The 22,860-nt window shown below is 73.0% G+C and carries 17 protein-coding genes and 1 riboswitch; of the genes, 14 read left to right on the top strand and 3 right to left on the bottom strand.

Annotated features, from left to right (window positions below; genetic code table 11):
* Nucleotides 1–28: 28 nt before the first annotated feature.
* The gene (locus tag ATJ97_RS09815; RefSeq protein WP_098483599.1) at nucleotides 29–1,123 is read right to left on the bottom strand and encodes an S-(hydroxymethyl)mycothiol dehydrogenase; all 1,095 of its coding nucleotides are present in this window, start codon (nucleotides 1,121–1,123) and stop codon (nucleotides 29–31) included.
* A gap of 162 nt (nucleotides 1,124–1,285) precedes the next feature.
* Nucleotides 1,286–1,366, top strand: a riboswitch (TPP riboswitch).
* A 74-nt stretch (nucleotides 1,367–1,440) separates the two neighbouring features.
* Between ATJ97_RS09815 and ATJ97_RS09810 the strand changes: the two genes are divergently transcribed.
* The 8 genes from ATJ97_RS09810 to ATJ97_RS09775 all read left to right on the top strand — a co-directional run bounded on the left by ATJ97_RS09810 (nucleotide 1,441) and on the right by ATJ97_RS09775 (nucleotide 9,911).
* Nucleotides 1,441–2,103, top strand: a complete 663-nt coding sequence (locus tag ATJ97_RS09810; protein ID WP_098483598.1) for a YkoF family thiamine/hydroxymethylpyrimidine-binding protein — start codon at nucleotides 1,441–1,443, stop codon at nucleotides 2,101–2,103.
* A gap of 11 nt (nucleotides 2,104–2,114) precedes the next feature.
* Nucleotides 2,115–2,744, top strand: a complete 630-nt coding sequence (locus ATJ97_RS09805) for an ECF transporter S component (RefSeq protein WP_245862340.1) — start codon at nucleotides 2,115–2,117, stop codon at nucleotides 2,742–2,744.
* A complete protein-coding gene (locus ATJ97_RS09800) occupies nucleotides 2,741–4,603 on the top strand; it encodes an ABC transporter ATP-binding protein (RefSeq protein ID WP_170037345.1) in 1,863 nt (620 codons plus the stop codon). Before ATJ97_RS09805 ends, ATJ97_RS09800 begins: the two co-directional genes overlap by 4 nt.
* On the top strand, nucleotides 4,600–5,400 hold the full coding sequence (locus ATJ97_RS09795) for an energy-coupling factor transporter transmembrane component T family protein (RefSeq protein ID WP_098483596.1): 801 nt from the start codon (nucleotides 4,600–4,602) through the stop codon (nucleotides 5,398–5,400). Before ATJ97_RS09800 ends, ATJ97_RS09795 begins: the two co-directional genes overlap by 4 nt.
* A gap of 19 nt (nucleotides 5,401–5,419) precedes the next feature.
* Nucleotides 5,420–6,727 carry an NtaA/DmoA family FMN-dependent monooxygenase gene (locus tag ATJ97_RS09790; protein WP_245862337.1) on the top strand — a complete coding sequence of 436 codons (1,308 nt, stop codon included), beginning with the start codon at nucleotides 5,420–5,422 and terminating at the stop codon, nucleotides 6,725–6,727.
* A gap of 151 nt (nucleotides 6,728–6,878) precedes the next feature.
* A complete protein-coding gene (locus tag ATJ97_RS09785) occupies nucleotides 6,879–7,706 on the top strand; it encodes a metal-dependent hydrolase (RefSeq protein WP_143426973.1) in 828 nt (275 codons plus the stop codon).
* A gap of 270 nt (nucleotides 7,707–7,976) precedes the next feature.
* Complete coding sequence (locus tag ATJ97_RS09780; protein WP_098483594.1) at nucleotides 7,977–8,456, top strand: DoxX family protein; 480 nt, start codon at nucleotides 7,977–7,979, stop codon at nucleotides 8,454–8,456.
* A 204-nt stretch (nucleotides 8,457–8,660) separates the two neighbouring features.
* Entirely contained in the window at nucleotides 8,661–9,911 is a 1,251-nt protein-coding gene (locus ATJ97_RS09775; protein WP_098483593.1) for an NAD(P)/FAD-dependent oxidoreductase, read from the top strand.
* Between the two features lie 93 nt (nucleotides 9,912–10,004).
* On the opposite strand, the gene ATJ97_RS09770 is transcribed toward ATJ97_RS09775, so the two are convergent.
* On the bottom strand, nucleotides 10,005–10,628 hold the full coding sequence (locus tag ATJ97_RS09770; protein ID WP_098483592.1) for a malonic semialdehyde reductase: 624 nt from the start codon (nucleotides 10,626–10,628) through the stop codon (nucleotides 10,005–10,007).
* Nucleotides 10,629–10,765: 137 nt separating this feature from the next.
* On the opposite strand from ATJ97_RS09770, the gene ATJ97_RS09765 reads away from it, so the two are divergent.
* Complete coding sequence (locus ATJ97_RS09765) at nucleotides 10,766–11,758, top strand: pirin family protein (RefSeq protein ID WP_098485358.1); 993 nt, start codon at nucleotides 10,766–10,768, stop codon at nucleotides 11,756–11,758.
* Nucleotides 11,759–11,771: 13 nt separating this feature from the next.
* On the opposite strand, the gene ATJ97_RS09760 is transcribed toward ATJ97_RS09765, so the two are convergent.
* Nucleotides 11,772–12,041 (bottom strand): hypothetical protein, encoded by a 270-nt coding sequence (locus tag ATJ97_RS09760; protein ID WP_098483591.1) that lies wholly within the window; start codon nucleotides 12,039–12,041, stop codon nucleotides 11,772–11,774.
* A gap of 430 nt (nucleotides 12,042–12,471) precedes the next feature.
* Between ATJ97_RS09760 and ATJ97_RS09755 the strand changes: the two genes are divergently transcribed.
* From ATJ97_RS09755 to ATJ97_RS09740, 5 genes are all read left to right on the top strand, one after another.
* Entirely contained in the window at nucleotides 12,472–15,252 is a 2,781-nt protein-coding gene (locus ATJ97_RS09755; protein WP_143426971.1) for a glycoside hydrolase family 84 protein, read from the top strand.
* 349 nt (nucleotides 15,253–15,601) lie between these two features.
* Nucleotides 15,602–17,020 (top strand): Gfo/Idh/MocA family protein, encoded by a 1,419-nt coding sequence (locus ATJ97_RS09750; protein WP_098483589.1) that lies wholly within the window; start codon nucleotides 15,602–15,604, stop codon nucleotides 17,018–17,020.
* Nucleotides 17,017–17,994, top strand: a complete 978-nt coding sequence (locus ATJ97_RS09745) for an NEW3 domain-containing protein (protein WP_098483588.1) — start codon at nucleotides 17,017–17,019, stop codon at nucleotides 17,992–17,994. The genes ATJ97_RS09750 and ATJ97_RS09745 overlap by 4 nt, the downstream gene beginning before the upstream one ends.
* Nucleotides 17,995–18,280: 286 nt before the next feature.
* Complete coding sequence (locus tag ATJ97_RS20035) at nucleotides 18,281–19,297, top strand: sialidase family protein (protein WP_211287147.1); 1,017 nt, start codon at nucleotides 18,281–18,283, stop codon at nucleotides 19,295–19,297.
* Nucleotides 19,298–19,324: 27 nt separating this feature from the next.
* Complete coding sequence (locus ATJ97_RS09740) at nucleotides 19,325–22,852, top strand: glycoside hydrolase domain-containing protein (protein ID WP_211287145.1); 3,528 nt, start codon at nucleotides 19,325–19,327, stop codon at nucleotides 22,850–22,852.
* The last annotated feature ends 8 nt before the right edge of the window (nucleotides 22,853–22,860 follow it).

Genomic DNA, 22,860 nt, shown 5'->3' with positions numbered 1-22,860 from the left:
CCCTTTCTGCTGTGCGGATGACGAGTCGTCAGTACTTCACGACGGAGCGCAGGACGCTGCCGTCGTGGATCTTGCCGAAGGCCGCCTCGATCTGGTCGGCGGAGATCGTCTCGGTGACGAACTTGTCCAGCGGCAGCCGGTCCTGGAGGTAGAGGTCCACGAGCATGGGGAAGTCGCGCTCGGGCAGGCAGTCGCCGTACCAGGAGGACTTCAGGGACCCGCCGCGGCCGAAGACGTCGAGGAACGGCAGGGTCAGCTCGGCCTTCGGGTGCGGGACCCCGACGAGGACGACGCGGCCGGCGAGGTCGCGGGCGTAGAACGCCTGCCGGTAGGTCTCGGGGCGCCCGACGGCGTCGATGACGACGTCGGCGCCGAACCCGCCGGTGAGCTCCTGGACCGCCGCGACGACCTCCTCCTCGGAGAGGCCCTTCGTGTTGATGGTGTCGGTGGCGCCGAACTCCTTGGCGCCCTCGAGCTTGGCGTCGACGACGTCGAGCGCGATGATCTTCGACGCCCCGGCGAGCTTCGCCCCGGCGATCGCCGCGTCGCCGACGCCGCCGCAGCCGATGACGGCGACGGACTCGCCGCGCTTGACCTCGCCGGTGTTGATCGCGGCGCCGATGCCCGCCATGACGCCGCAGCCGAGCAGGCCCGCGACCTCGGGTGCCGCCTTCTCGTCGACCTTGGTGCACTGGCGCTCGTGGACGATCGTCTTCTCGATGAACGCGCCGATGCCGAGCGCCGGGGTGAGCTCGGTGCCGTCGGTCAGCGTCATCTTCTTGCTCGCGTTGTGGGTGGCGAAGCAGTACTTCAGCTCGCCGCGCCTGCACGCCCGGCACTCCCCGCAGACCGCGCGCCAGTTGAGGACCACGTAGTCGCCGACCTCGACGTGCGTGACGCCCTCCCCGACGGCGGAGACGCGCCCGGCGGCCTCGTGGCCCAGGAGGAAGGGGAACTCGTCGTTGATGCCGCCGTCGCGGTAGGAGAGATCGGTGTGGCACACCCCGCAGGCCTCGACGTCGACGATCACGTCGCCCGGGCCCGGGTCGGGCACCACCACGTCGACGATCTCGACCTCGGCGCCCTCGGCCCGGGCGATGGCTCCCTTGACGGTGTACGGCATCGTTCCTCCTCGGCAGTCATGACGGAGCCACGGAAATCGGCCCCGTTCCCCGCTCCAACCTAGGTGGTCGGCGTGGCCCCGGCCACGGCCGCCAGTGTGTGGACGCCGGGCCCGGGCGTCTGGACAAGCCCGCGGCACCTGGCTAGGTTTCGGGGCGAACCCCCGGGGAGCGCCGAGCGGCGCTGAGAGTGCGGACAGTCCGCAGACCCGTTTACCTGATCCGGTTCGTACCGGCGTAGGGAGCAGGGCACCCGCCCGGCGCACGTGTGCGCCGGCGTGGGTCTCGAGGTACCCGCGGGCCCAGAGAAGGGACCGTGATGAGCACGAAGACCGATCCGACGACGGCGCCGGCCGCCCCGACGCCGGCCGAGCTCGGCGTCGGGATGCGGTTCAGCATCCACCCGCACACCGACGACTTCGTCGGCGTCATCCTCGGCGCGCTCGCCGACGCCGAGGCGGCCGGCCTCACAGACGGCCTGGCGATCCGCACCGACGAGGTCAGCACCTACGTCGGTGCGACCACCGTGCCGGCGGAGCAGCGGCTGGCCGCGTATCTCGCCGCCGTCGTCGCGGCGGCGTCGCGCCGCTCCGGCGGCGGGCACGTGGTCGCGCACGTGCTGCTCTCCCGGGGCTGCCCCGGCGAGGTCACCTGCGACCTCGGCGTCACCGGACTGCCCGGCGCCGCGGCGGTCGAGCTCGAGCCCACCGGTATCCGCGCCGTCGCGCACTGGTCGCTCTACCCGCTGCTCGACGGCGGGTCCGACGCCGGCGACCACATGACCCACATCGAGGCCGCCATCGCCCGGGCCACCGCCCGGGGCGTAGCCAGCCCGGCCCACTACGCCACCAAGCTGGTCGGCGACGTCGCCGAGGTGCTCGCCACCGCCGTCGACGCCTGGGCCGAGGTGGGCGCCGTCGTCCCGCACGTCGTGACGCACCTGACCGTCTCTGTCGGCTCGCCGAGCCGGGCCACGAACTGAGGGAGACGGACGTGACCACCACCGACCGCACCACCGACCGCACCACCGACCGCACCGCAACGACCACCCGTCCGCGCTGGGCCATGAAGGACCTCGTCCTCATGGTCGTGCTCGGCGTCGTCTTCGGCTTCGCCTACTGGGCGCTCGTGCAGGCCTGGAACGGCCTGGCCATCCTCATGGGCCCGGCCGGCGACATCGCCCAGCACGTCCTCTTCGGCGGCTGGCTGCTGGTGGCCCCGCTCGCGATCGCCATCGTCCGCCGCCCCTTCGCCGGGGTGATCGCCGAGGTCATCGCCTCCGTGGTGGAGGTGGTGTTCCTCGGCTCGCCGGTGGGGCCGCTGCTGTTCGTCGCCGCCGCGATCCAGGGCGCCGGCAGCGAGATCCCGTTCGCGCTGACCCGCTACCGACGGTTCGGCTGGGGCGTCTTCGCCCTCTCCGGTCTGCTCGGCGCCGGGCTGGTGTTCTTCTGGTCCGCGTTCCGTTTCGGCTGGTACGGGCAGGACATCTTCGTCCTCCGCCTGGTGATCCAGTGCCTGTCCGGCATCGTGCTCGGCGGGCTGCTCGGCAAGGTGATCGTGAACGCCCTGGCGCGCACCGGCGTCGTCGACAACTTCGCCATCGGCCGCGCGGACCGGCCGTGAGTGCCGCACGGGCGGCGGACGTCCTCGCGCAGCCCGCGCCCGCCCGTGCCGGTGCGGTCGTCGAGCTGCGCGACGTCAGCGTCTCCTTTCCCCGCCGCGCGGAGCCGGTGCTGCGCGGCGTCTCGCTCCACCTCGCGCCGGGCGAGCAGGTGGTCGTGCTCGGCGCCTCCGGCTCGGGAAAGTCCACGGTGCTCCACGCGATCACCGGCGTGGTCCCGCACACCGTCGCCGCGACCCTCGCCGGGGAGGTCCGGGTGGGGACGACGACGCACGCGACCCCCGTCGTCGACCGCTCCCGCCACCTCGGCGTGCTCGCCCAGGACCCGTCGGCAGCCGTGTGCCTGCCCGGCGTGGAGCAGGAGCTCGCCCTGCCGCTGGAGAACCACGGCGCCGACCCGGCGACCATCGGCCCGCGCATCGGCGCGGCGCTCGAGGCCGCGGGGGCAGGAGACCTGCGGGGCAGGGCCACCGCCACGCTCTCGGGCGGGGAGTCGCAGCGGGTCGCGCTCGCCGCGGCGATGGTCACCGAGCCCGACGTGCTGCTCCTGGACGAGCCGACGTCGATGCTCGACCCGGCGGGCATCGCCTCCGTCCGCGGCGCCGTGGCCGGGGCGGTGAGGGCGTACGGGCCGGCGGTGGTACTGGTGGAGCACCGCCTCGACGAGTGGGCCGGGCCCGACGGCATCGCCGGTCTGCCCTCCCGGGCGCTCGCGCTCTCCGAGACCGGCGAGGTCCTCGCCGACGGGCCCACCGCCGTCGTCCTGCGCGACCACGCCCGCGAGCTCCACGCCGCCGGGTGCTGGCTGCCGCTGGACGCCGAGCTCCTCGCGCTCACCGGCGCGGAGGGTGGCCTGGCGGCGACGGCGAACACCGCCTTCCTGCGCTCCCTCGCCTGCGCGGCACCGACGGGCGGCACGTCAGCCGACGCCGGGCCCGCGCTCGTCCCGGCACACGGCTCCGCCCCTGCCGACGAGTGCCCGGCACTGCTGACCGCCCGTGGGCTGGCCGTCGGTCGGGAGTCGCCGGCCTCGGCACGACGTCGCGCACCGTGGTGGCGGCGCCGCAGGCCGAGTGGGCGATGGGCGCCCGACGTGGCGAGCACGCCTGGGGATCACCAGGCGCTGCTCTCGGGGATCGACCTGGAGGTGCGGCCCGGTGAGGTGGTCGCGCTGCTGGGGGCGAACGGCGTCGGGAAGTCCACGCTGCTGCTCACCCTCGCGGGGCTGCTCGAGCCGCTCGCCGGGCAGGTCGAGGGCGCACGGCCCGGCCTGGTGTTCCAGAACGCCGAGCACCAGTTCGTCGCCAGCACCGTGCGGGAGGAGATCGCTCACGGGCTGCCGGCCGACGTCGCCGAGCGGGTGGCGGCACGGCAGCTGCGCCGGCACCGGCTCGAGCACCTGGCGGAGCAGAACCCCTTCCGCCTCTCCGGCGGGGAAAAACGGCGGCTCAGCCTCGCCGCCATGCTCGCGCACGACCGGCCGGTGCTCCTCGCCGACGAGCCCACCCTCGGCCTCGACCGGCGCGACACCATCGCCACCGCGGCCACCCTGGGGGAGGTTGCCGAGGCCGGGGGAGCGGTGGTGCTCGTCAGCCATGACCTGCGCACCGTGGCGGCGCTCGCGACGCGGGTGGTCGTGCTCGGGTGCCGGGGTCGGCCGGCCGCGGGGGTGCTCGCGGACGGGCCGACGGCGGAGGTGCTCGGTGACGCCGACGTCCTCACGCAGGCGGGGCTCACCCTCCCGCCCCTCGTGGCCTGGCTGCTCGAGCACGTGCCGGGCTCGGCCGTCGGGCACGTGCTGCGTGAGCTCGACGCGGCTGTGGCGGCCGGGGCCCCAGCGCGAGCGGGGGCGGACCGGTGAGGGCGCTGACGGCCGCGCCGGTCGCGGACTCCCCGCTCGCCCGGCGCAACCCCACGGTGAAGCTGGCGCTGCTGACGGCGATCTCGCTCGTCGTCGTCCTCGTCCTCGACCCGGTGACCCCGGCGGTGCTGTACCTCCTCGCGCTCACGGCGGTCGCGGCGTCGGCCCGGGTGCCTGCGCGCACGCTGCTGGTGGCGCACGTGCCCTTCGTGGCCTTCGCGCTCGGGGTGCTCGTGGTCAACGCGCTCGCCCGCCCCGGCACGGTGCTCTGGCAGGCCGGCCTCCTCCGCGTGACGGAGGAGGGGCTCGCCGTGGGCGGGGCGCTGGCGGCCCGCACCCTGCTGATCGGGGTGCTGGCCATCGGGTTCCTGCTGACCACCGACGGCGTCGCGCTGATGACGAGCCTGCACCAGAACGCCCGGCTCGGGGCACGCGTCACGTACGCGATCCTCGCCGGCTACCGGATGCTGCAGGAGATGCCGCGCGAGTGGGCGACCATCCGGCACGCCCGCACGGTGCGCGCGGATCCGCGCCACGGCCGGCCCCCGCGCGGCCCCCGGCACCTCGCCGGCGCGGTGTTCACGCTGCTCGTCGTCTCGGTGCGCAAGGGCGAGCGGATGGCGCAGGCGCTCGAGTCGCGCGGCCTGGGGCTGGAGCCGCGGACCACCTGGCGCCCGGTGCGGGTGACCCGCGGCGACTGGGCTCTCGCGGCCGGGGTGCTCGCCGTCGTCGCCTGCGTGCTCGCGGCCGGCGCGGCCCTCGGAATCCTGGAGGGGCCTAGTGCGCTCGGCGGCTGACCAGATGAGCCTCGTGGCCATGGTGCAGGCACCGACCAGCCAGTACGCGGAGAACTGGCGCCACCCGCTGGCCCGGACCGACTGGCTCGACGCAGGGTTCTACACCGATCTCGCCCGCACCCTCGAGCGGGGCTGCTTCGACATGATGTTCCTCCCCGACGCGCTCGCCGTGCCCGAGGACCACGCCGGCGACTACGCCACCACCGTCCGCACCGGCGGCAAGGGCGCCATCTACCTCGACCCCGTGGTGGTGGCGTCCGCGGCCGCGGCCGTGACGACCCACCTCGGGCTCGGGGCCACGATGTCGACGACGTTCGTGCCGCCGTACGCCATCGCGCGGACGATGCTCAGCCTCGACCACCTCTCCGGCGGTCGGACGGCGTGGAACATCGTCACCTCCACCACGGACGCGGAGGCCCGCAACCTCGGGCTGCCCGCGATGCCGCCGAAGGGCGAGCGCTACGACCACGCCGACCGCGTGGTCCGGACCGTGCTGGACCTGTGGGAGACCTGGGCGCCGGACGCCCTTGTGCTCGACGCCGACGCCCGCCTCTTCGCCGACCCGTCCAGGATCCGCCGCGTGCCCGTACCGAGTGACGGCCCCCCGCTGAGCCGCGGTCCGATCACGCTGCCCAGCAGCCCGCAGGGGCGGCCGGTGCTCATGCAGGCCGGGGCGTCGGAGCGCGGGCGGGCCTTCGCCGCGCGCTGGGCGGAGGTCGTCTTCGTCGTCGCCGACGGTCCCGAGGCGATGCGGGAGGTGCGGACGGACCTGCGCCGGCGGGCGGCCGCGCTCGGGCGGGACCCGGACGCGCTGCGCGTGCTGCCGGCCGTGCAGCCCGTGGTGGGCGCGACCGACGCCGGTGCGCGCGACCGGCTGGCCGAGCTGGAGTCCTTCCTTGACGAGGCCCAGATCCTCACCGTCCTCGGCCGGCTCCTGCACGCCGACCCGACCGGGCTCGACCCGGACGGCTCCGCCGTCGCCCTGGTCGAGGCGCATCGCGGGGCCACGGGCAGCGACGGGTTCGAGGAGATGCTGCTGCGTGCCGCACGCGCGGAGGACCTCACTGTCCGCGAGCTCGCGGCCCGCCAGGCGATGAGTCAGCTCAAGCCGCAGCCGACCGGCTCACCGGCCACCGTGGCCGACTACCTGTGCGAGCTGTTCGAGTCCGGGGCGGCAGACGGGTTCGTGGTGATGTCGGCGCTGTACCCCTCCTCGCTGGAGGAGTTCGTCGACGCCGTGGTGCCGGAGCTGCAGCGGCGCGGCCGTTTCCGGCGCGCGTACGAGCACCGCACGCTGCGGGGGCGGCTCACCGCGTCAGGGCTTTGACCCGGGCGTGCGGGCGGCTGAGCCTCTCCGTCGGGGCGTCGACGGCGGAGTGGCGCCCGCCGACCCTCTCACCAGTGGTGGTGGTACTCCGGCGGGCACGTGTGGTGGTGCGTCTGTCCGGGGGTGGACGTGCGGCGGGGATGTGGGTGCCGTGGGTGAGGATGACGTCTCCGCGACCGCCTGGAGGGCACCCGAGAAGATGATGAGCCATGCGCACGCCACCACCGGAGCCGCGGCCTGGCTGGCGGTGACCGCCACGGTGCCGTGGGCCGCCGGCTGGGTGCCGCTCCCGCCGGCCGAGGTCCTCTCCGGTGCGGTGGCCACGGCGGGCGCCGCGCTGCTGCTCGACGCCGACCACCACGCCGGCACGATCGCGCGCTCGCTGCCGCCGGTGTCGCGGTGGGTCGCGCGCGGTCTCGGCTTCCTCTCCGGCGGTCATCGGCACGCCACCCACTCCCTGCTCGGCGTGCTGGGGGCCGGCCTGATCGCCCGGGCGCTCTCGGCCCTGCGCGTCCCGGTGGCGGGGGAGGACTTCCAGCTCGGGGCGTGGCTGATGATCGTGCTGCTCGTCGCGTTCGCCGCCAAGGCGCTGCGTGTCACCCGCGGGTGGCTCTCGTCGTGGGCGGTGTCCCTGACGGTCGCGACGGCGACCACCTGGTTCGCGCCCGAGACCACGTGGTGGCTGCCTGCCGCGGTGGTCCTCGGCTGCCTGTGCCACCTGGCCGGCGACGCGCTCACCTCCCAGGGGGTGCCGCTGCTGTGGCCGCTGCGGCCGTCGCCCGCGGTGGTGACACCGCTGTGGCGCCGCAACGGTCACTTCGCCCTGCCGCTGCTCGGCAACGCCGGCTCGAGGCGCGAGCTCGTCTTCGTCGCCGTGGTGGACGTGTACATCTTCTGCGTGGCGGCCATGACGGCCGTGCAGGGCGCGTCCGGTGCGCTCACCGGCGGCGTCCCGTCCTGGCTCGCCGCGACGGTCTGATCCCGCGTCCTCGGGTGCGTGGCCCCACCGCGGCCCGGCGTCCTGGGCGAGCCCACGGCGGTTGAAAGATCAACTAACCGTTGTTACGGTGGCATGCGTCGGCCGATGCGGGTCCTGGAGCGAGCGTGGATTCCGCGGTCCGGCCCGGGGCGCGCTCACGGTGGGCGGCGGCCTCGCCGTCCGTCGTCGGTCGGCCCCCTCGGCGGTCACCTCCCGCCGACGCACATGCCGCGCCGGGACAGCCGGCTACGACAACGCGAAGGACCCCTCATGAACCTCTCCACCCTCCTCAAGCCTGCCTCCGGAACCGCGAAGGACGTCCTGCTCCTGGTGGCGCGCGTCGCCCTCGGCGTGGTCTTCCTCGCCCACGGCCTGCAGAAGTTCCTCACCTGGGGGATGGCCGGGACTGCGGCCGCCTTCGAGGGCATGGGCGTGCCCGCCCCGACGGCGTCCGCCTGGTTCGCCGCCCTCGTCGAGACCGTCGGCGGCGCGGCCCTCATCCTCGGCGCCTTCACCTCGCTGTTCGCCGCGCTCGTGACGATCAACATGCTCGGCGCGATGTTCATCGTCCACCTGCCGTTCGGCATCTGGGTCGCCGAGAACGGCTACGAGCTCGTGCTCGCCCTCGCCGCGGGCGCGCTGGCCCTCATCGCCGCCGGCCCCGGGCGCCTGAGCGTGGACGCCATGCTCACCCGCCGCTCGACGGCGCAGGCCGAGAACAAGGACGCGGTCGCCGTCGGCGCTCGCTGATCTACGGCGCGTGGTGCCGCAGCAACGCGGTACCGCACAGACCGGCACCGCAGCACGCGGTGCCACCGCACCGGCCGACGCCCCGGAGCCCGCTACGGGCCCGGGGCGTCGTCGGCGCAGGAGGCCGGTTCTGCACAGGACGACCGCCCGGGCACCGGGTGATCCCCAGGACTTTCCGTCGTCGCGGCACCACAATGGCCGGGCATGGGGACACGCACTCCGAGAACCGTCGCTGTGGTCGGTGCCGGGATGGTCGGGCTGTCGACGGCCTGGTTCCTGCAGGAGCACGGGACCGAGGTCACGGTTCTCGAGCGGAGGACCGTCGCCGCCGGGGCCTCGTGGGGGAACGCCGGCTGGATCACGCCAGGGATCAGCACGCCGCTGCCGGAGCCGGCCGTCCTGCGCTACGGCGTGCGGGCGGTGCTCAGTCCCGCCTCGCCGGTCTACGTGCCGCCCACGACCAACCCTCGCCTGATCCGGTTCCTGCTCCGGTTCGCCCGCAGCAGCACGGCACGACGCTGGCGCACCGCGATGGAGTCGCTCGTGCCGATCAACGGCCGGGCGCTGGCCGCCTTCGACCAGCTGGCCGCAGGTGGCGTCGCGGGCCGCACGCGGGAGGCGGAGTCCTTCCTCGCCGCCTACCGCACGACGGCGGAGCGCGAGGTGCTGCTGGAGGAGCTCCGGCACATCCGTGCGGCGGGCCAGGACATCGAGTTCGACGTGCTCACCGGGAGCGAGGCCCGGGCCGTCGAGCCCGCCCTGTCCGACGAGATCGGCGCCGCGATCCGGCTCCGCGGGCAGCGGTTCCTCAACCCCGGCGAGTTCGTCGCCCGCCTGGCGGAGTCCGTCCGGGCCCGCGGCGGGGTGATCCGCGAGCAGACTCGCGTCGTCCGGCTCGCCGACACCGGCGACGGCGTGGCCGTGACCGCCGCGGACGCTGGGGCTGACCGCTTCGACGCGGTCGTCGTCGCCACCGGCGCCTGGCTCGGCGACCTGGCCCGCGGCCTCGGGGTGCGCACCCCGGTGCAGGCGGGCCGCGGGTACAGCTTCAGCGTCCCGGTCGACCACCTCCCCGCCGGCCCGGTCTACCTCCCGGCGCAGCGGGTCGCCTGCACGCCGGTCGGCGACCGGCTGCGGGTAGCCGGGATGATGGAGTTCCGCGCGCCGGACGCACCGCTGGACCCGCGCCGGATCGACGCCATCGTCGCCGCCGCCCGACCGCTGCTCCGCGGCGCGGACCTCGACGACCGGCGCGACGAGTGGGTCGGGGCGCGCCCGTGCACGCCGGACGGCCTGCCGCTCGTGGGCCCGACGCGTTCACCGCGCGTGCACGTGGCCGGCGGTCACGGGATGTGGGGCATCACCCTCGGACCGGTGACCGGCCAGCTCCTGGCCGACGCGCTCGTCACCGGTCACCGGCCGCGCGAGCTCGCACCGTTCGACCCGTTGCGCTGAGCCTCGCTTCCGCCGTCGGAAAGAACAGACGGGGGCGGTTCCTGTCCGGAACCGCACCCGTCGGTCGTGCGCAGCGAGCGTGCGCTGCTGAGATCAGAGAGTGGTGACGACCTCGTCGAAGCCGAGGCGCGGCAGACGGTCGTGCCACGCGTTCTCAGCGGGCTTGCCCATGTTGATGGCGACGAGCACGCGGTGGCGGCCGTCGGGGAAGAACTCCTGGGAGATGGCGTCGGCGTCGAAGCCGGTCATGGGACCGGCCGCGAGGCCCGCGGCGCGGATGCCGAGGATCGCGTAGCCGACCTGGAGTCCGGTGTTGAGCTCGGCCGTGCGGGCGCGCGACTCCTCGTCGCCGGCGAACAGGTCGCGGGCGCCGGGGAAGTGGGGGAAGGTGCGCGGGAGCTCGTCATGGAAGTCGATGTCGGCGGCCAGGAGCGCGGTCGCGGGCGCGGCCTTCGTCTTGGCGCGGTTGCCCTCGGCCATGTGCGGCAGGAGGCGCTGCTTGGCCTCCTCCGAGCGCACGACGACGACGCGGAGCGGCTGCGTGTTCATCGACGTGGGCGCCCACTTGACGAGCTCGAAGATGGCGGCGATCTGCTCGTCGGTCACGGGCTCGTCGGTGAAGGCGTTCGCCGTCCGGGCCTCGCGGAAGAGCAGGTCCTGCGCGTGCTCGTCGAGGAGGATCGCGTCCGAGGTCTGGAGGTCAACAGCTGTGGTCATGACAAGTTGAACCGTTGAGCATATGGCGTTGTTTCCGGACGGGCAGTGGGGCCGGCCACAGACAACGCGGTTCGGGCCGACGCGCCCCGCGGTCGGCGACGTGCCGCCCGGCCGGCGACCTTCCTACGCTGGTGGGCATGACGAACCTCGAGGTCCGCCCGCAGGAGCAGGTGTGCCTGACCGGTCCCGCCCCGTCCGCCGTCGAGCTGATCGAGCCGCGGGACGTGCCGCTGGGCGGACCGCGGGCGATGACGGTGCGGCGCACGCTGCCGTCGAAGAAGCGGTCGCTGATCGGGCCGTTCTGCTTCGCCGACCACTACGGGCCCGACGACATCTCGGTCTCCGGCGGGATGGACGTCCCGCCCCACCCGCACACCGGGCTGCAGACGGTGACGTGGCTGTTCGAGGGACAGGTGCTCCACCAGGACGCGCTCGGCTCCGTGCAGACGGTCCGCCCGGGCCAGCTCAACCTCATGACCGCCGGGAACGGGATCTGTCACTCCGAGGAGGGCACGCTCAGGCGCTTCCCCACGCAGGGGCGACTGCACGGCGTGCAGCTGTGGACGGCGCTGCCCGACGCCGACCGCGCCGGCGAGCGCGCGTTCGAGCACGTGGCCGACGTGCCGACCTTCGAGGTCGACGGCGCCGAGGTCCGGGTGTTCATGGGCACGCTCGGCGGGGTGACGTCACCGGCGCGGGCGTACTCCCCGCTGGTCGCCGCACAGATCGACATCCCCGCCGGGGCCAGCGTCCGGCTGCCGGTCGAGCGGAGCTTCGAGCACGGCGTGCTGCTGGACGCCGGGGAGCTCGTGGTCGCGGGCACCGTGGTGCCCGAGGCGTGGCTGGCCTACCTCGCACCCGGTTCCGACGAGATCCTCCTCGAGGCCGGGGCGGCCCCGGTGCGCGCGGTGCTCATGGGCGGTGCCCCGTTCACGGAGCAGGTGCTCATGTGGTGGAACTTCGTGACGCGTACGCACGAGGAGGTCGTGCAGGCGCGGGCCCAGTGGCAGGCCGCGATCGCCGGCGAGCCCGAGGGGGTCGCCCGCTTCGGCGAGGTCACGGGTTACGACGGCGCACCCCTGCCCGCCCCCGAGCTCCCCCAGGTGCGGCTCAAGCCCCGGACGCGCTGACCGCCCGGACGGGCTACTCGGCCGCGGCCTCGCGCAGCATCTCGAGCTGCTCCGCCAGGAACTCCACCAGGGCGGTGGCCTGCTCGAGCGTCAGGCCGTCCTCCGTGCGTGCGTCCAGGTGGAGGCGGGGGCCGTCGCCGTCGTCGACGATGACCGTACGCACCTGGCCCGTCCCGAAACGCTCGGCCCTGATCGGCGAGCGCCGCATGCCGGCGGCGCGGTCCGCAGGGTCGGTGATCTGGGCCGGGTCGGCCCAGCTGGGAGCGGAGATCGTGGTCTGCACGGGGTGTCCTTCCGGAACTGCTCGTGGTGAGGTTACGAGCCGCACCGTACCCGTTTCCGGGGACCCCACGTAACCGAGGGTTTTCGGCGGAATTCGGCGGCAAACCGGACACCGGAGCGTCGGGTGAGGTGCGGGGCGCGGCCCCTGTCGGCCGAGGCCTGCGGCGGTGGTGCGTCTCACACCTGTGGGGTGGCCGGGCGGCCCTGCGGCGGGGTGGGCGTCGCCCCGTTGGGGGCGCCGGTGTGCGGGACGCCTGGATTCCTGCCGGCTCTTGACGGTTACCAGGTCGCTCTGACTCAATGTGACCCGCAACGCCCACCGCCTACCAAAACCGAACTGGTTCGGACATGGCGATGACGCCTGGCGGTGGTTCACGACGTCCAACGGGGGAGAAGTGTCCGTGAACATGCGATCGCGCTCAGCGCGCACCTTGAGAACCACGATGGGCGGTGCGGCCGCGATCCTTGCCGCGCTCGCCGTCGCCACGCCGGCGGTAGCGGGGCCGACCGCGCCGGCACCGAGCACCAAAGAGGGCGGGGCCGGCACGAGCACGCCCGGCGCGGCCGTCGGCGGTGCCGCCGGTGTGTCCGGCGCCGCACAGGCGCCGGAGGTCTACCCCGTGCCGCAGGAGCTCACCGCCGGCGGGGACCCGGTGCCGCTCGCCGGGAGGGTGACGCTCGTCGTCGGCGAGGAGACCGACGCCGCTGCGATCGCCGCCGCCGAGGAGATCATCGCGGGGGCCGGCGGCAAGGTGACCACCACGACGGAGGCACGGGGCAAGGGGAAGGAGGTCTACCTCGGCACCGTGGCGGACAACCCGGCGCTCGCAGAGGTGCTCGCGGGCATGGGCGTCGAGAACGCCACCGACCTCCCCGAGGAGGGGTACGTCCTGGCGAGCGGCCGGCACGAGGGCCGCCCCGTCGTCGTCCTCAACGGCGCCGACGCCCGAGGGACGTTCTACGCCACCCAGACTCTCCGCCAGGTCGTGGAAGGCAAGAAGGTGCCCGGACTGGAGATCCGCGACTGGCCGCTGATGTCCATCCGCGGCGCGATCGAGGGGTTCTACGGCATCCCGTGGTCGCACCAGTCCCGCCTGGACCACATGGAGTTCTACGGCGAGCACAAGATGAACACCTACATCTACACGCCCAAGGACGACCTGCTGCTGCGCTACCAGTGGCGCGAGCTCTACAGCGGTGACGACCTGGCCCGGATGGAGGAGCTGGTCGACGCCGCCAACGCCAACCACGTCGACTTCACGTTCGCACTCTCGCCCGGCAACGACATCTGCTACTCCTCGCAGGAGGACTTCGACGCGACCATCGCCAAGTTCGAGCAGCTGCGCGAGCTCGGCGTCGACTCGTTCTACGTGGCCCTGGACGACATCCCGCTCCGGCTGCACTGCGACGCCGACCGGGCCAAGTACCCCAACCAGGGCAACTGGTACTGGCTCGCCGACGCCCAGACCGACTACCTCAACCGCATCCAGACCGAGTACATCGAGCCGAACGGCCTCGAGCCGCTGCAGACCGTGCCGACCAACTACGCCGGGTCCGGTGAGGACCCGTACAAGGGGCGGTTCGGCGACCGCCTCGACGACGACGTCCGCGTCCAGTGGACCGGTGAGGGCGTCTTCTCCGACACCATCACCGAGGCGTCGGTGCGGCGGGCGTCGCAGTCCTACCGCACCGAGCACCTGTACATCTGGGACAACTTCCCGGTGAACGACGGTCGCCGCAGCCGCCTGTTCCTCAACCCGCTCACCGGCCGCGACCCGGGGCTGTACCAGCACATCGAGGGCTTCACCTCGAACCCGATGATCCAGCCGTACGCGTCGCTGCCGGCGCTCGGCAACTACGCGGACTACACCTGGAACGGCCCGGCCTACGACGCCGACACCTCCATGGCCGCCGTCCTCGCCGAGCTGGCCGGGGACGACCCCGTCGTGCGTGACGCGCTGGTGACCTTCGCCGACCTCAACCAGAGCTGGCCGTACCGCGACGACGTGGTCCACGCGCCGGCGCTGAGCGCGGACGTCGAGGCGTTCTGGGCGGCCTACGAGGCCGGGGACGCCTCGGGTGCGACGGCGTTGCGTGAGCGGCTGTCGGTCATCCGCTCCCTGCCGGAGGTCCTGCCCACCATGGCGGAGCCGGGCTTCGCCGCCGACGCGCAGCCCTGGGTCGACGCCGCCGCCCAGTGGGCCACCGCGCTCGAGCACGAGATCGCGATGCTCGAGGCGATCGCGGCCGACGACGGCGCCACCGCAACCGCCGAGCTGCTCGCCGCCCGTGAGTGGATCGCGAGGACCGCTGAGCCGACTCTCGACGACCAGGGTGGTGACGGCGTCCGGCGCGAGAACGTCCTCGTCCCGTCCGTCGGCGACGGTGTCTTCGAGGACTTCTCCGACCGGGCCATGGCCGCCTACGCCGACTGGCTCGGCGCCGAGCCTGCCGGGCCGGCCCAGGGCTACCCGGCTGCCCCGTCGAGCTCGATGGGGACCTACCAGAACAACACCCTCGCCAAGATGGTCGACGGCGACCCCGCCACCCTCTACTGGTCCAACGAGGCCGGGCAGGCCGGGGACTACGTGCAGGTGGACCTCGGCGAGGTTCGCGAGATCGGGTCGGTGGCCGTGCACCAGTCCGACTCCGACACCCAGTCCGGGGACATGTTCTACACCGCCACCCTGCAGTACTCGGCGGACGGCCAGACTTGGACGGACGCGGGCGAGTACATCTCGTCCCCGCTCGTCGCCCACACCTTCGACACCCCGGTGCAGGCGCGCTACGTGCGCCTGCTCGCCACGGCGGACAACTCCGGCGGCCAGTGGGTGAAGATCCGCGAGTTCGTCGTCTCCGCTCCCTCGGGGGAGTTCGAGACCAACCTCGCCAGCGTGCCCGGCGAGGGGGCCGCGCGCGCCTTCGACGGCGACGTCGCAACCTCCTACGTGGCCGCCTCCGCGCCCGTCGAGGGCTCGTTCCTCGCTCGCAACCTCGACGAGGCGACGACGGCGGCCTCGGTCGCGGTCGTCGGGTCCGGCTCCGGCGAGATCCAGGTGGCCCGCGACGGCGAGTGGGTCACGGTGGGTGAGCTGACAGGGGGTGCGGTCTTCCACGAGGCCGCGCTCGACGGCGCGGCGGTCGACGGCGTGCGGCTCCTCTTCGCCGCCGGCTCCGCGGCGCCGCGCATCTCGGAGATCGTGCTGCGGTAACCCCCTGCTTCCGCGGGGACCAGACGGCCGGCCGGTGCGAGTGCACCGGTCGGCCGTCTGGCGTCGGGGGTCCGCTTCCCGTCGGTCCTGCCCTGCCCCTTACCGCCGCGCGCGGTGACGGGTAGAGGAAAGCGAAATGATCAATGCTGATGATCAAAGGTGATTGAAGATCCGCAATTTGGATCGACTATTGACACTTTGGGTCGCGCTCGCCAAGATTTCGGCCAAACGGCACGCCACGTACGCGGCAGAACTGCCGCAGTGGGGTTCCGTCCGGGGGAAGGACGAAAACGCACTGGCGCGTCCCCCGGTACCTGAAGGACGACGACGTACCGATGGGGGAGACGCAATGGGGGAGTTTCGAGCAAGCCGCCGGTCGTTCCTGACGACGATGGGCCTTGCCGCCGGCACTGTGGCGGCGACGAGCATCGTGCCGGCGAACGCGGTGACCAGCACGGGAAAGGCGCCGGCAACGGCGCCGGGGCAGCGCACGATGATCGGGGTCCCGTTCGAGCGCCACGACGAGGTACGCATCGGTCTCGTCGGGCTGGGGAACCGCGGCAACGGGATGCTGCGGGGCTGGCTGGGCGTCCCGGGCGCTGTCATCACCGCCGTCTGCGACACGCTGCCCGACCGTGCGGCTCGCGCGGCCGACCGCATCCAGGCCGAGACGGGGAACCGGCCCACGGTGTACGCCGGCAGCGACACCGCGTACGAGGAGCTGTGCGCCGCCGACGACGTCGACCTCGTCTACGTCGCCACGCCGTGGGAGTGGCACTTCCGACAGGGCATGGCGGCGATGCAGGGCGGCAAGCACGTCGGCATCGAGCTGCCGATCGCCACCGAGCTCAAGGAGCTCTGGGACCTCGTCGACGCCTCCGAGCGCACGCAGCGCCACTGCTTCCTCATGGAGAACTGCTCGTACGGCCGCAACGAGCTCGCCATCCTCAAGATGGCGCACGACGGCGTCTTCGGTGAGCTGACGCACGGGCACGGCGGCTACCTCCACGACCTGCGCGACCTGCTGTTCAACGGGTCCTACGAGCCGGACGAGTGGCGCCGGATGTGGCACACGCACACCGACGCCAGCTTCTACGCGATGCACGGACTCGCACCGATCGCGGCCTGCATGGACATCAACCGCGGTGACCGCTTCAGCTACCTCACGGCGACGAGCTCGGCGGCCCTCGCGCTCGCGGACTACCGCGAGCGGTTCATGCCTGCGGACCATCCCTCCTGGGCCGAGACCTACGTCAAGGGCGACCGCACCACGAGCATCATCCGCACGGAGAAGGGCCGACTCGTCCGGGCGGAGCACGATGTCAGCTCCCCCAGGCCGTACAGCCGGATCAACTCGATCGCGGGCACCCGCGGCATCTTCGAGGACTACCCCGCCCGGATCTACGTCGAGCCGGACCACCGCGGGCACGCGTGGGCGTCCTTCGACCCGTACCTGCAGAAGTACGACCACTGGCTCTGGCGCAAGGTCGGCGACGACGCCGCCAACAACGGAGGCCACGGCGGTATGGACTACATCCTGCAGTGGCGCATCATCCAGCAGATGCGTGCGGGTCTCGTGCCTGACATCGACGTCTACGACTCCGCCTCCTGGTGCGCCTCCGTGCCGCTGAGCGGGGAGTCGATCCGGAAGGGCTCCCGCCCCGTCGCCGTTCCCGACTTCACGCGCGGTCGCTGGCACGAGCTCCGTCCCGGCCTCGACTCCGTGGAGACCGACATGCCGGCCGCACTGGTGGGGGCCGGACGATGAGGCGCCTCGTCGGCCTGCTCGGCGCCGGGCTGGCGCTCGGTGTCGCGCTGGTGGCGCCCGCGGCCGCCCAGCCGGCCGCCGGCGCCGCCGGGCCCACGGTCAGCGTCTCCATCGCCGAGATCGACCTCGACGGACCGCGGATCTCCCCGGTGGCGGTGACCGTCACCAACGGCGGTAGCTCCGGGATCCAGCAGCTCGAGGTCACCCTGAAGGCGCCTCTGGGGTGGGCGGTCGAGGACGCGACGGTCGCCGTCTCCGGCTCGGTCAAGCCCGGCCAGTCCGTCACCTCGAAGTTCCTCGTGCAGGTGCCCGAGCAGCGTGAGGAGTTCGTCCTCCGCACCTTCACCGCGACCGCCAGCTACAAGTCCGGCGGCACGGTCCACTCGGTGACGGGGAGCCGGACCCAGAGCACGGGGGTTGCGTACGCCGAGCTCGCCGAGGCGTACAACAACGTCGGTGTGACCGACGAGTCGAATCCCGGCCCGGGCAACTTCGACGGCGGCGGGAACAGCTTCTCGGCCCAGGCGCTGGAAGCGGCCGGCGTCGTGCCCGGGTCGCCGATCTCAGTCCTCGGGGCCGAGCTCACGTGGCCCGAGGTTCCCGCCGGCACGCCGAACAACGTCGTCGCCCGGGGGCAGACGTTCGCGGTCGACGGCAGCGGCGAGCGCCTGGTGTTCCTGGGGTCCGCGGCCGGCACCGGCGTAGGGACAGTGCGCATCACCTACACCGACGGGACGAGCGCCCAGCAGAGCCTCGGCTTCCCGAACTGGTGCTGCACGGCCCCTGACCAGTACGGCGCGACCCCCGTCATCGAGATGGACCACCGCAACACCCAGGCCGGTCCCGCGAACTACGGGATCACCTACCGGGTGTTCGCGAACTCCGTGCCCCTCGACCCGTCCCGCACGGTGGCCTACGTGACCCTGCCCACCAACGCCGCGATGCACGTCTTCGACATGGCTCTCGCCGACTGAAACGACGTCAACCTCAGTCCGCGCCCGGGTGCAGACCCGGGCGCGGATCTGTGTCCGGGTGGAGACCGGCTCAAGGACTCAGTGGAGCCGGGCCGCCGTCGTGATCGATGACGATCGAAAGTCCGCCTGTCGGATCACTATTGACTCCTACTGCGGTAGTCGGAAAGATCAGACGTCGGACGACGGGGCCCTGTGACGCGGGAAGGCGGAACGCCGCCCCGGTCGAGACGCGCCGCCCGGCGGCGGTCCCAGGTCCGACGAGAATGCGCCGACCAATGGAGATCACATGAGAAGGACCCCTCGCGTCCTCTTCGCGGCAGTGCTCAGCCTCGCCCTCGCCTGGGGCGCACCGGCCGCCGTCGAGCACGACGCCGCGCACGCCACGCCCCTCCCGACCGTCACCGACACGGGCGGTGCCGTCGCTGCCGCGCCGGCGGACGGTCTCGACCCCGAGCTCGAGCTGTTCGACATCGCGAGCAGGGGTGAGGGGGACTGGCTGCGCTACCGCATCCCCGCCCTCACCACCGCCGCGAACGGTGACCTGCTCGCCGTGTTCGACGGGCGGCCGACGATGAACGACCTCCCGTCGAACATCGCCCTCCTCATGCGCCGTTCGACGGACGGGGGTGACACGTGGGGGCCGCAGCAGGTCATCCGCAGCGAGCCGGCGCCCAACGGCTTCGGTGACCCGTCCGTCGTCGTCGACCGCGAGACCGGGGACGTCTTCGTCTTCTACGCGGCCTCGATCAACGCCGGCTTCGCCTCCTCCACCACGGGCAGCGACCCGGCAGACCCGAACGTGCTGCACGCCGACTACTCCGTCTCGCGCGACCACGGGCAGACGTGGGAGCACCACCGCATCACCGCCGACCTGAAGGCCGGGCACGCCAACTGGGCCGGCATGTTCGCGGCGAGCGGCGAGGGCATCCAGCTGCGGACGGGCGAGCACGCGGGTCGGCTGATCCAGCAGTACACGGTGCGCATCGACGGCGGGAACTACGCCGTGTCGGCCTACTCGGACGACCACGGGGCCACCTGGCAGGCCGGGAAGCCGGTCGGGCCGCGGGCCGACGAGAACAAGGTGGTCGAGCTCGCCGACGGCACCGTGCTGCTCGTCTCGCGGGCGGCGCCGTACCGGCTCGTCGCCCGCTCCGACGACGGCGGAGTGACCTACTCGCCCTTCGAGCCGGACCACGAGCTGCCGGACCCGGCCAACAACGGCAGCGTCATCCGGGCCTTCCCCGACGCGCCCGCCGACGACCCGCGCTCGCAGATCCTGCTCCACTCCAACACGGCGAACTAGAACGTCCGCCGCAACCTCACGGTCCGGATGAGCTGCGACAGCGGCGACACCTGGCCGGTCGAGCGGGTCGTGCAGTCCGGCGCCAGCGCCTACTCCACGCTCACGCCCCTGCCCGCAGGCGAGGACGGCGAGCTTGGCGGCCGCTACGGCCTGCTCTATGAGCGCGAGGGGTACCGCCACATCTCCTACACCAGCTTCGACCTCGGGTGGCTCGGGGGCGTCTGCGCCTCGCTGAGCGTCGACGAGCCGGCCGTGCAGGCGCCGGCGGTTCCCGGTGCGGTCACGGTGACGGTCGAGAACCAGAGCGGCGGGGACCTGCCCGCCGGGCGCCTCGGCCTGCCCGAGGACTCGTCCTGGACGAGCGAGGGCGCCGACGTGCCCGCGCTGGCACCGGGCGAGACGGCCACGATCGAGCTGCCGCTCACCCCTCCCGCGACCGCCGACCAGCGTACGCACACCGTGCGTGTCGAGTACCGCACGGACGGCGGCACGGCCGGTGTCCACGCGCAGATTCCCGTCGAGGGCACCCCGATCCCGGCCCCGGCGTTCGAGCTCCGTCCGGTGCTCGACGCGATCTACACCGGCGGGGACGACGGGCTCATCGGTGACCGTATCCAGCCGTGGCTCGAGGTGGTCAACACCGGGAACACCACGCTCACCGGCATCAAGGTGGTCGAGCCCGGCGGCGCGAGCGCCTGCAACTACTCCTCGCTCGCACCGGGCAAGTCGTACGTGTGCCGGAACAACAGCCCGAGCCACACGGTCACTGCGGCGGACCTCGCGGCCGGCATGTGGACGACGCGCTACCGGGCGACCGCCCAGGCCGGTGACCGCACCGTCGAGGCGCGGGCACAGCTCTTCCCCGTCGACCTCGCCGAGGGCGTCGTCGAGCAGGGCGAGCCGACCGTGAGCACGCCGGCCGGCGAGTTCGCCGCCTCGTCGTTCGCGCGGGTGCCGCGGGTGGGCGACCCGGGTGACCCGATCGGTACCGCACCGCTGACCCTGCAGGTGCCGGCCGCCGGGCGCGCGAGCGCCCAGCTCGCGGTCACCGCCGGCGACGCGATCAAGGGCCTCACCGCGACGGTGTCCGAGCCCACCTCGGGAAGCGGGGCGACGCTGGGCGAGGCGGTACGGGTGCGCTACCCCGAGTACATCCAGAACGAGGTGCAGGGCGGTCTCGTTGCGGACCCGCTGCGCGAGGTGGAGAGCGTCGACGTGCCCGCCGGGCGCAACCAGCCGCTCTGGTTCACCGTCCAGGTCCCGGCGGACGCCGCCCCCGGCGTCTACACGGCCACGGTCGACCTCGCGAGCGCGGCCGGCGCGGTCGGAAGCTGGCCGCTGGAGATCGTCGTCCCGGACGTCCAGCTGCGTCCCGTCGCCGAGCGGCCCTTCGTGCTCGACCTCTGGTCCCACCCCGACGCCGTCGCTGACCAGCTGGGGCTCGAGCCGTGGAGCGAGGAGCACTTCGAGGCGCTCGAGCCGTACTGGGCCGACCTCGCCGCGGCAGGTCAGGACGTCGTCAACGTCGCCATCACCGAGGACCCGTGGCTCGTCTCCCACGAGGGGAAGATCCGTCCGCAGACGTGGAGCCCGTACCGCTCGACCGTCGAGTGGCGGTGGGACGGCAGCGAGTGGAGCTTCGACTTCAGCGTGTTCGACCGGATCGTCACCGACTCGCGCGCGGCGGGCATCGGCACGGACATCCACGCCTTCGCGATGCTGCAGTTCCAGGGGCGTGACCGTCTGGCCTACGTCGACTCGCGCACCGGCGAGCTCGTCTCCGAGTCGGTCACCGTCGGCGACGAGCGCTACCGCGAGGCGTGGACCGCGTTCCTCACCGAGTTCACGGACCACCTGCGCGAGCGGGGCTGGTTCGAGGACACCAGGCTCGCGTTCGACGAGCAGCCGCTCAACCGGATGAACGCGGCCTTCGAGGTGCTGGAGGCCGTCAGCCCGGAGTGGCTCGACAAGATCGCGCTCGCCGCGAACTCGCTCGCCGAGGCGGACATCGCCGAGGCCATCTCGTTCAACGTGTCCTTCCTCGACGACGTCCCGCAGGACCTCATCGACCAGCGCCGGGCCGAGGGCAGGCCGACGCTGTTCTACACGTGGAACGAACCCACCGTGCCGAACACGGTCGTCCCCACGCCGCCGTACAACACCCGCACCCTCGGCTGGGTCGTCGAGCAGCGCGACCTGGACGGTTTCCTGCGGTGGACGTACAACTCGTGGCCGCAGGACGTCTGGAGCGACCCCTCGTTCCGGTACGGGCAGGGTGACGAGTACATCGTGTACCCCGGCGCGCAGGGCCCCGTGTCGTCGACGCGGTGGGAGCTCTTCCAGGACGGGCAGGACGACGCCGAGCTGCTGGACATCGCGAAGGAGAAGCTCGGGGCCGATCATCCCGTCGTCGCCGCCGCCCTCTCGGGCGTCGTGCCCGACGGTGACTCGAGCCCGGCCGCCTGGGCGGTCATGCTCGACCACCGTGCCGCGGTCATCGCCGCGCTGGCGAACCCGGACGGTGCGCGCGTGGAGGCCGTGATCGAGGGTGGTCTGGTGGCCGCCGGCGGGGTGGCCACCGTCGAGGTGACCGTCACGGCGGGCGAGGAGCGGCTGCGTGACGTGCGTGTCGACGTGCCCGGCGCGACGAAGGTCGAGGGCACGCGCGGCAACTCGCCGGTCAAGGCGGGCACGAGCCGCACCTGGGTCGCCACCGTCCCGGTGCCGCAGGACGGCTCGCTGCTCGCCGTCGACGGTGTCGTCACCTCGCGCGACGGGCGGCTGGTCCAGGCCTTCACGGCGCGGGCAGAGATCGTGGAGGCGGTCGCGCCCCTCGCGCGCATCGAGGTCGACCGGCTCAGCGTCGCCGACCCGAACCAGGTGATCACCGCGTCGGTGCCGGTGCGGAACGTGGGCGACGCCGCGGGATCGGTGACGCTCTCGGCGACCGGTCTCGAGACCTTCGCCGCCGAGCCGGTCACCGTCGAGGTCGCTCCCGGGGAGACCCGGACGGTCGCGCTCGTGCTCGATCCCGAGGGGCGCAGCGGGCTGGACGCGGTCCGGCTCGAGCTCACGGCCGGCGACGGCGTGGTGCAGTCCGTGCAGGTGGACCTCGTCGCCGGGGGTTACTTCCTCTCCGACGTGGAGTGGGTCTCGTCGACGAACGGCTGGGGACCGGTCGAACGTGACCGGTCGAACGGCGAGCAGGGCGCCGACGACGGGAACGTCCTCTCGCTGGGCGGGCGTACCTATGCCAAGGGGATCGGGGCGCACGCCCCATCCACCGTCACCGTCGACCTCGGCGGGACCTGCACCTCGCTCGCGTTCGACTACGGAGTCGACGACGAGATCGCGCAGGGCGGCTCGATCGCCTTCATCGTGCGAGGCGACGGTGCAGAGCTCTGGCGGTCACCGACGATGACGGCGACCTCGGAGACCGGCCGTGCGGCCGTGGACGTCACCGGCGTCGAGACCCTGGAGCTTGTGCTCGACCCGCTGGGGCACAACGGCCAGGACCACGGCGACTGGGCGAACATCTGGGCGCAGTGCTCCTGAGCGGCGTC

It is taken from the genome of Georgenia soli, from assembly GCF_002563695.1.
GTDB lineage: Bacteria > Actinomycetota > Actinomycetes > Actinomycetales > Actinomycetaceae > Georgenia > Georgenia soli.
This window is presented reverse-complemented; position numbering and strand designations above follow the sequence as displayed.

Bases quoted from the DNA above. Each gene is read 5' to 3' on its own strand.
- ATJ97_RS09815 (WP_098483599.1), bottom strand. From the start codon at position 1,123: ATGCCGTACACCGTCAAGGGAGCCATCGCCCGGGCCGAGGGCGCCGAG.
- ATJ97_RS09810 (WP_098483598.1), top strand. From the start codon at position 1,441: ATGAGCACGAAGACCGATCCGACGACGGCGCCGGCCGCCCCGACGCCG.
- ATJ97_RS09790 (WP_245862337.1), top strand. From the start codon at position 5,420: ATGGTGCAGGCACCGACCAGCCAGTACGCGGAGAACTGGCGCCACCCG.
- ATJ97_RS09780 (WP_098483594.1), top strand. From the start codon at position 7,977: ATGAACCTCTCCACCCTCCTCAAGCCTGCCTCCGGAACCGCGAAGGAC.
- ATJ97_RS09775 (WP_098483593.1), top strand. From the start codon at position 8,661: ATGGGGACACGCACTCCGAGAACCGTCGCTGTGGTCGGTGCCGGGATG.
- ATJ97_RS09770 (WP_098483592.1), bottom strand. From the start codon at position 10,628: ATGACCACAGCTGTTGACCTCCAGACCTCGGACGCGATCCTCCTCGAC.
- ATJ97_RS09765 (WP_098485358.1), top strand. From the start codon at position 10,766: ATGACGAACCTCGAGGTCCGCCCGCAGGAGCAGGTGTGCCTGACCGGT.
- ATJ97_RS09750 (WP_098483589.1), top strand. From the start codon at position 15,602: ATGGGGGAGTTTCGAGCAAGCCGCCGGTCGTTCCTGACGACGATGGGC.
- ATJ97_RS09745 (WP_098483588.1), top strand. From the start codon at position 17,017: ATGAGGCGCCTCGTCGGCCTGCTCGGCGCCGGGCTGGCGCTCGGTGTC.
- ATJ97_RS20035 (WP_211287147.1), top strand. From the start codon at position 18,281: ATGAGAAGGACCCCTCGCGTCCTCTTCGCGGCAGTGCTCAGCCTCGCC.
- ATJ97_RS09740 (WP_211287145.1), top strand. From the start codon at position 19,325: ATGAGCTGCGACAGCGGCGACACCTGGCCGGTCGAGCGGGTCGTGCAG.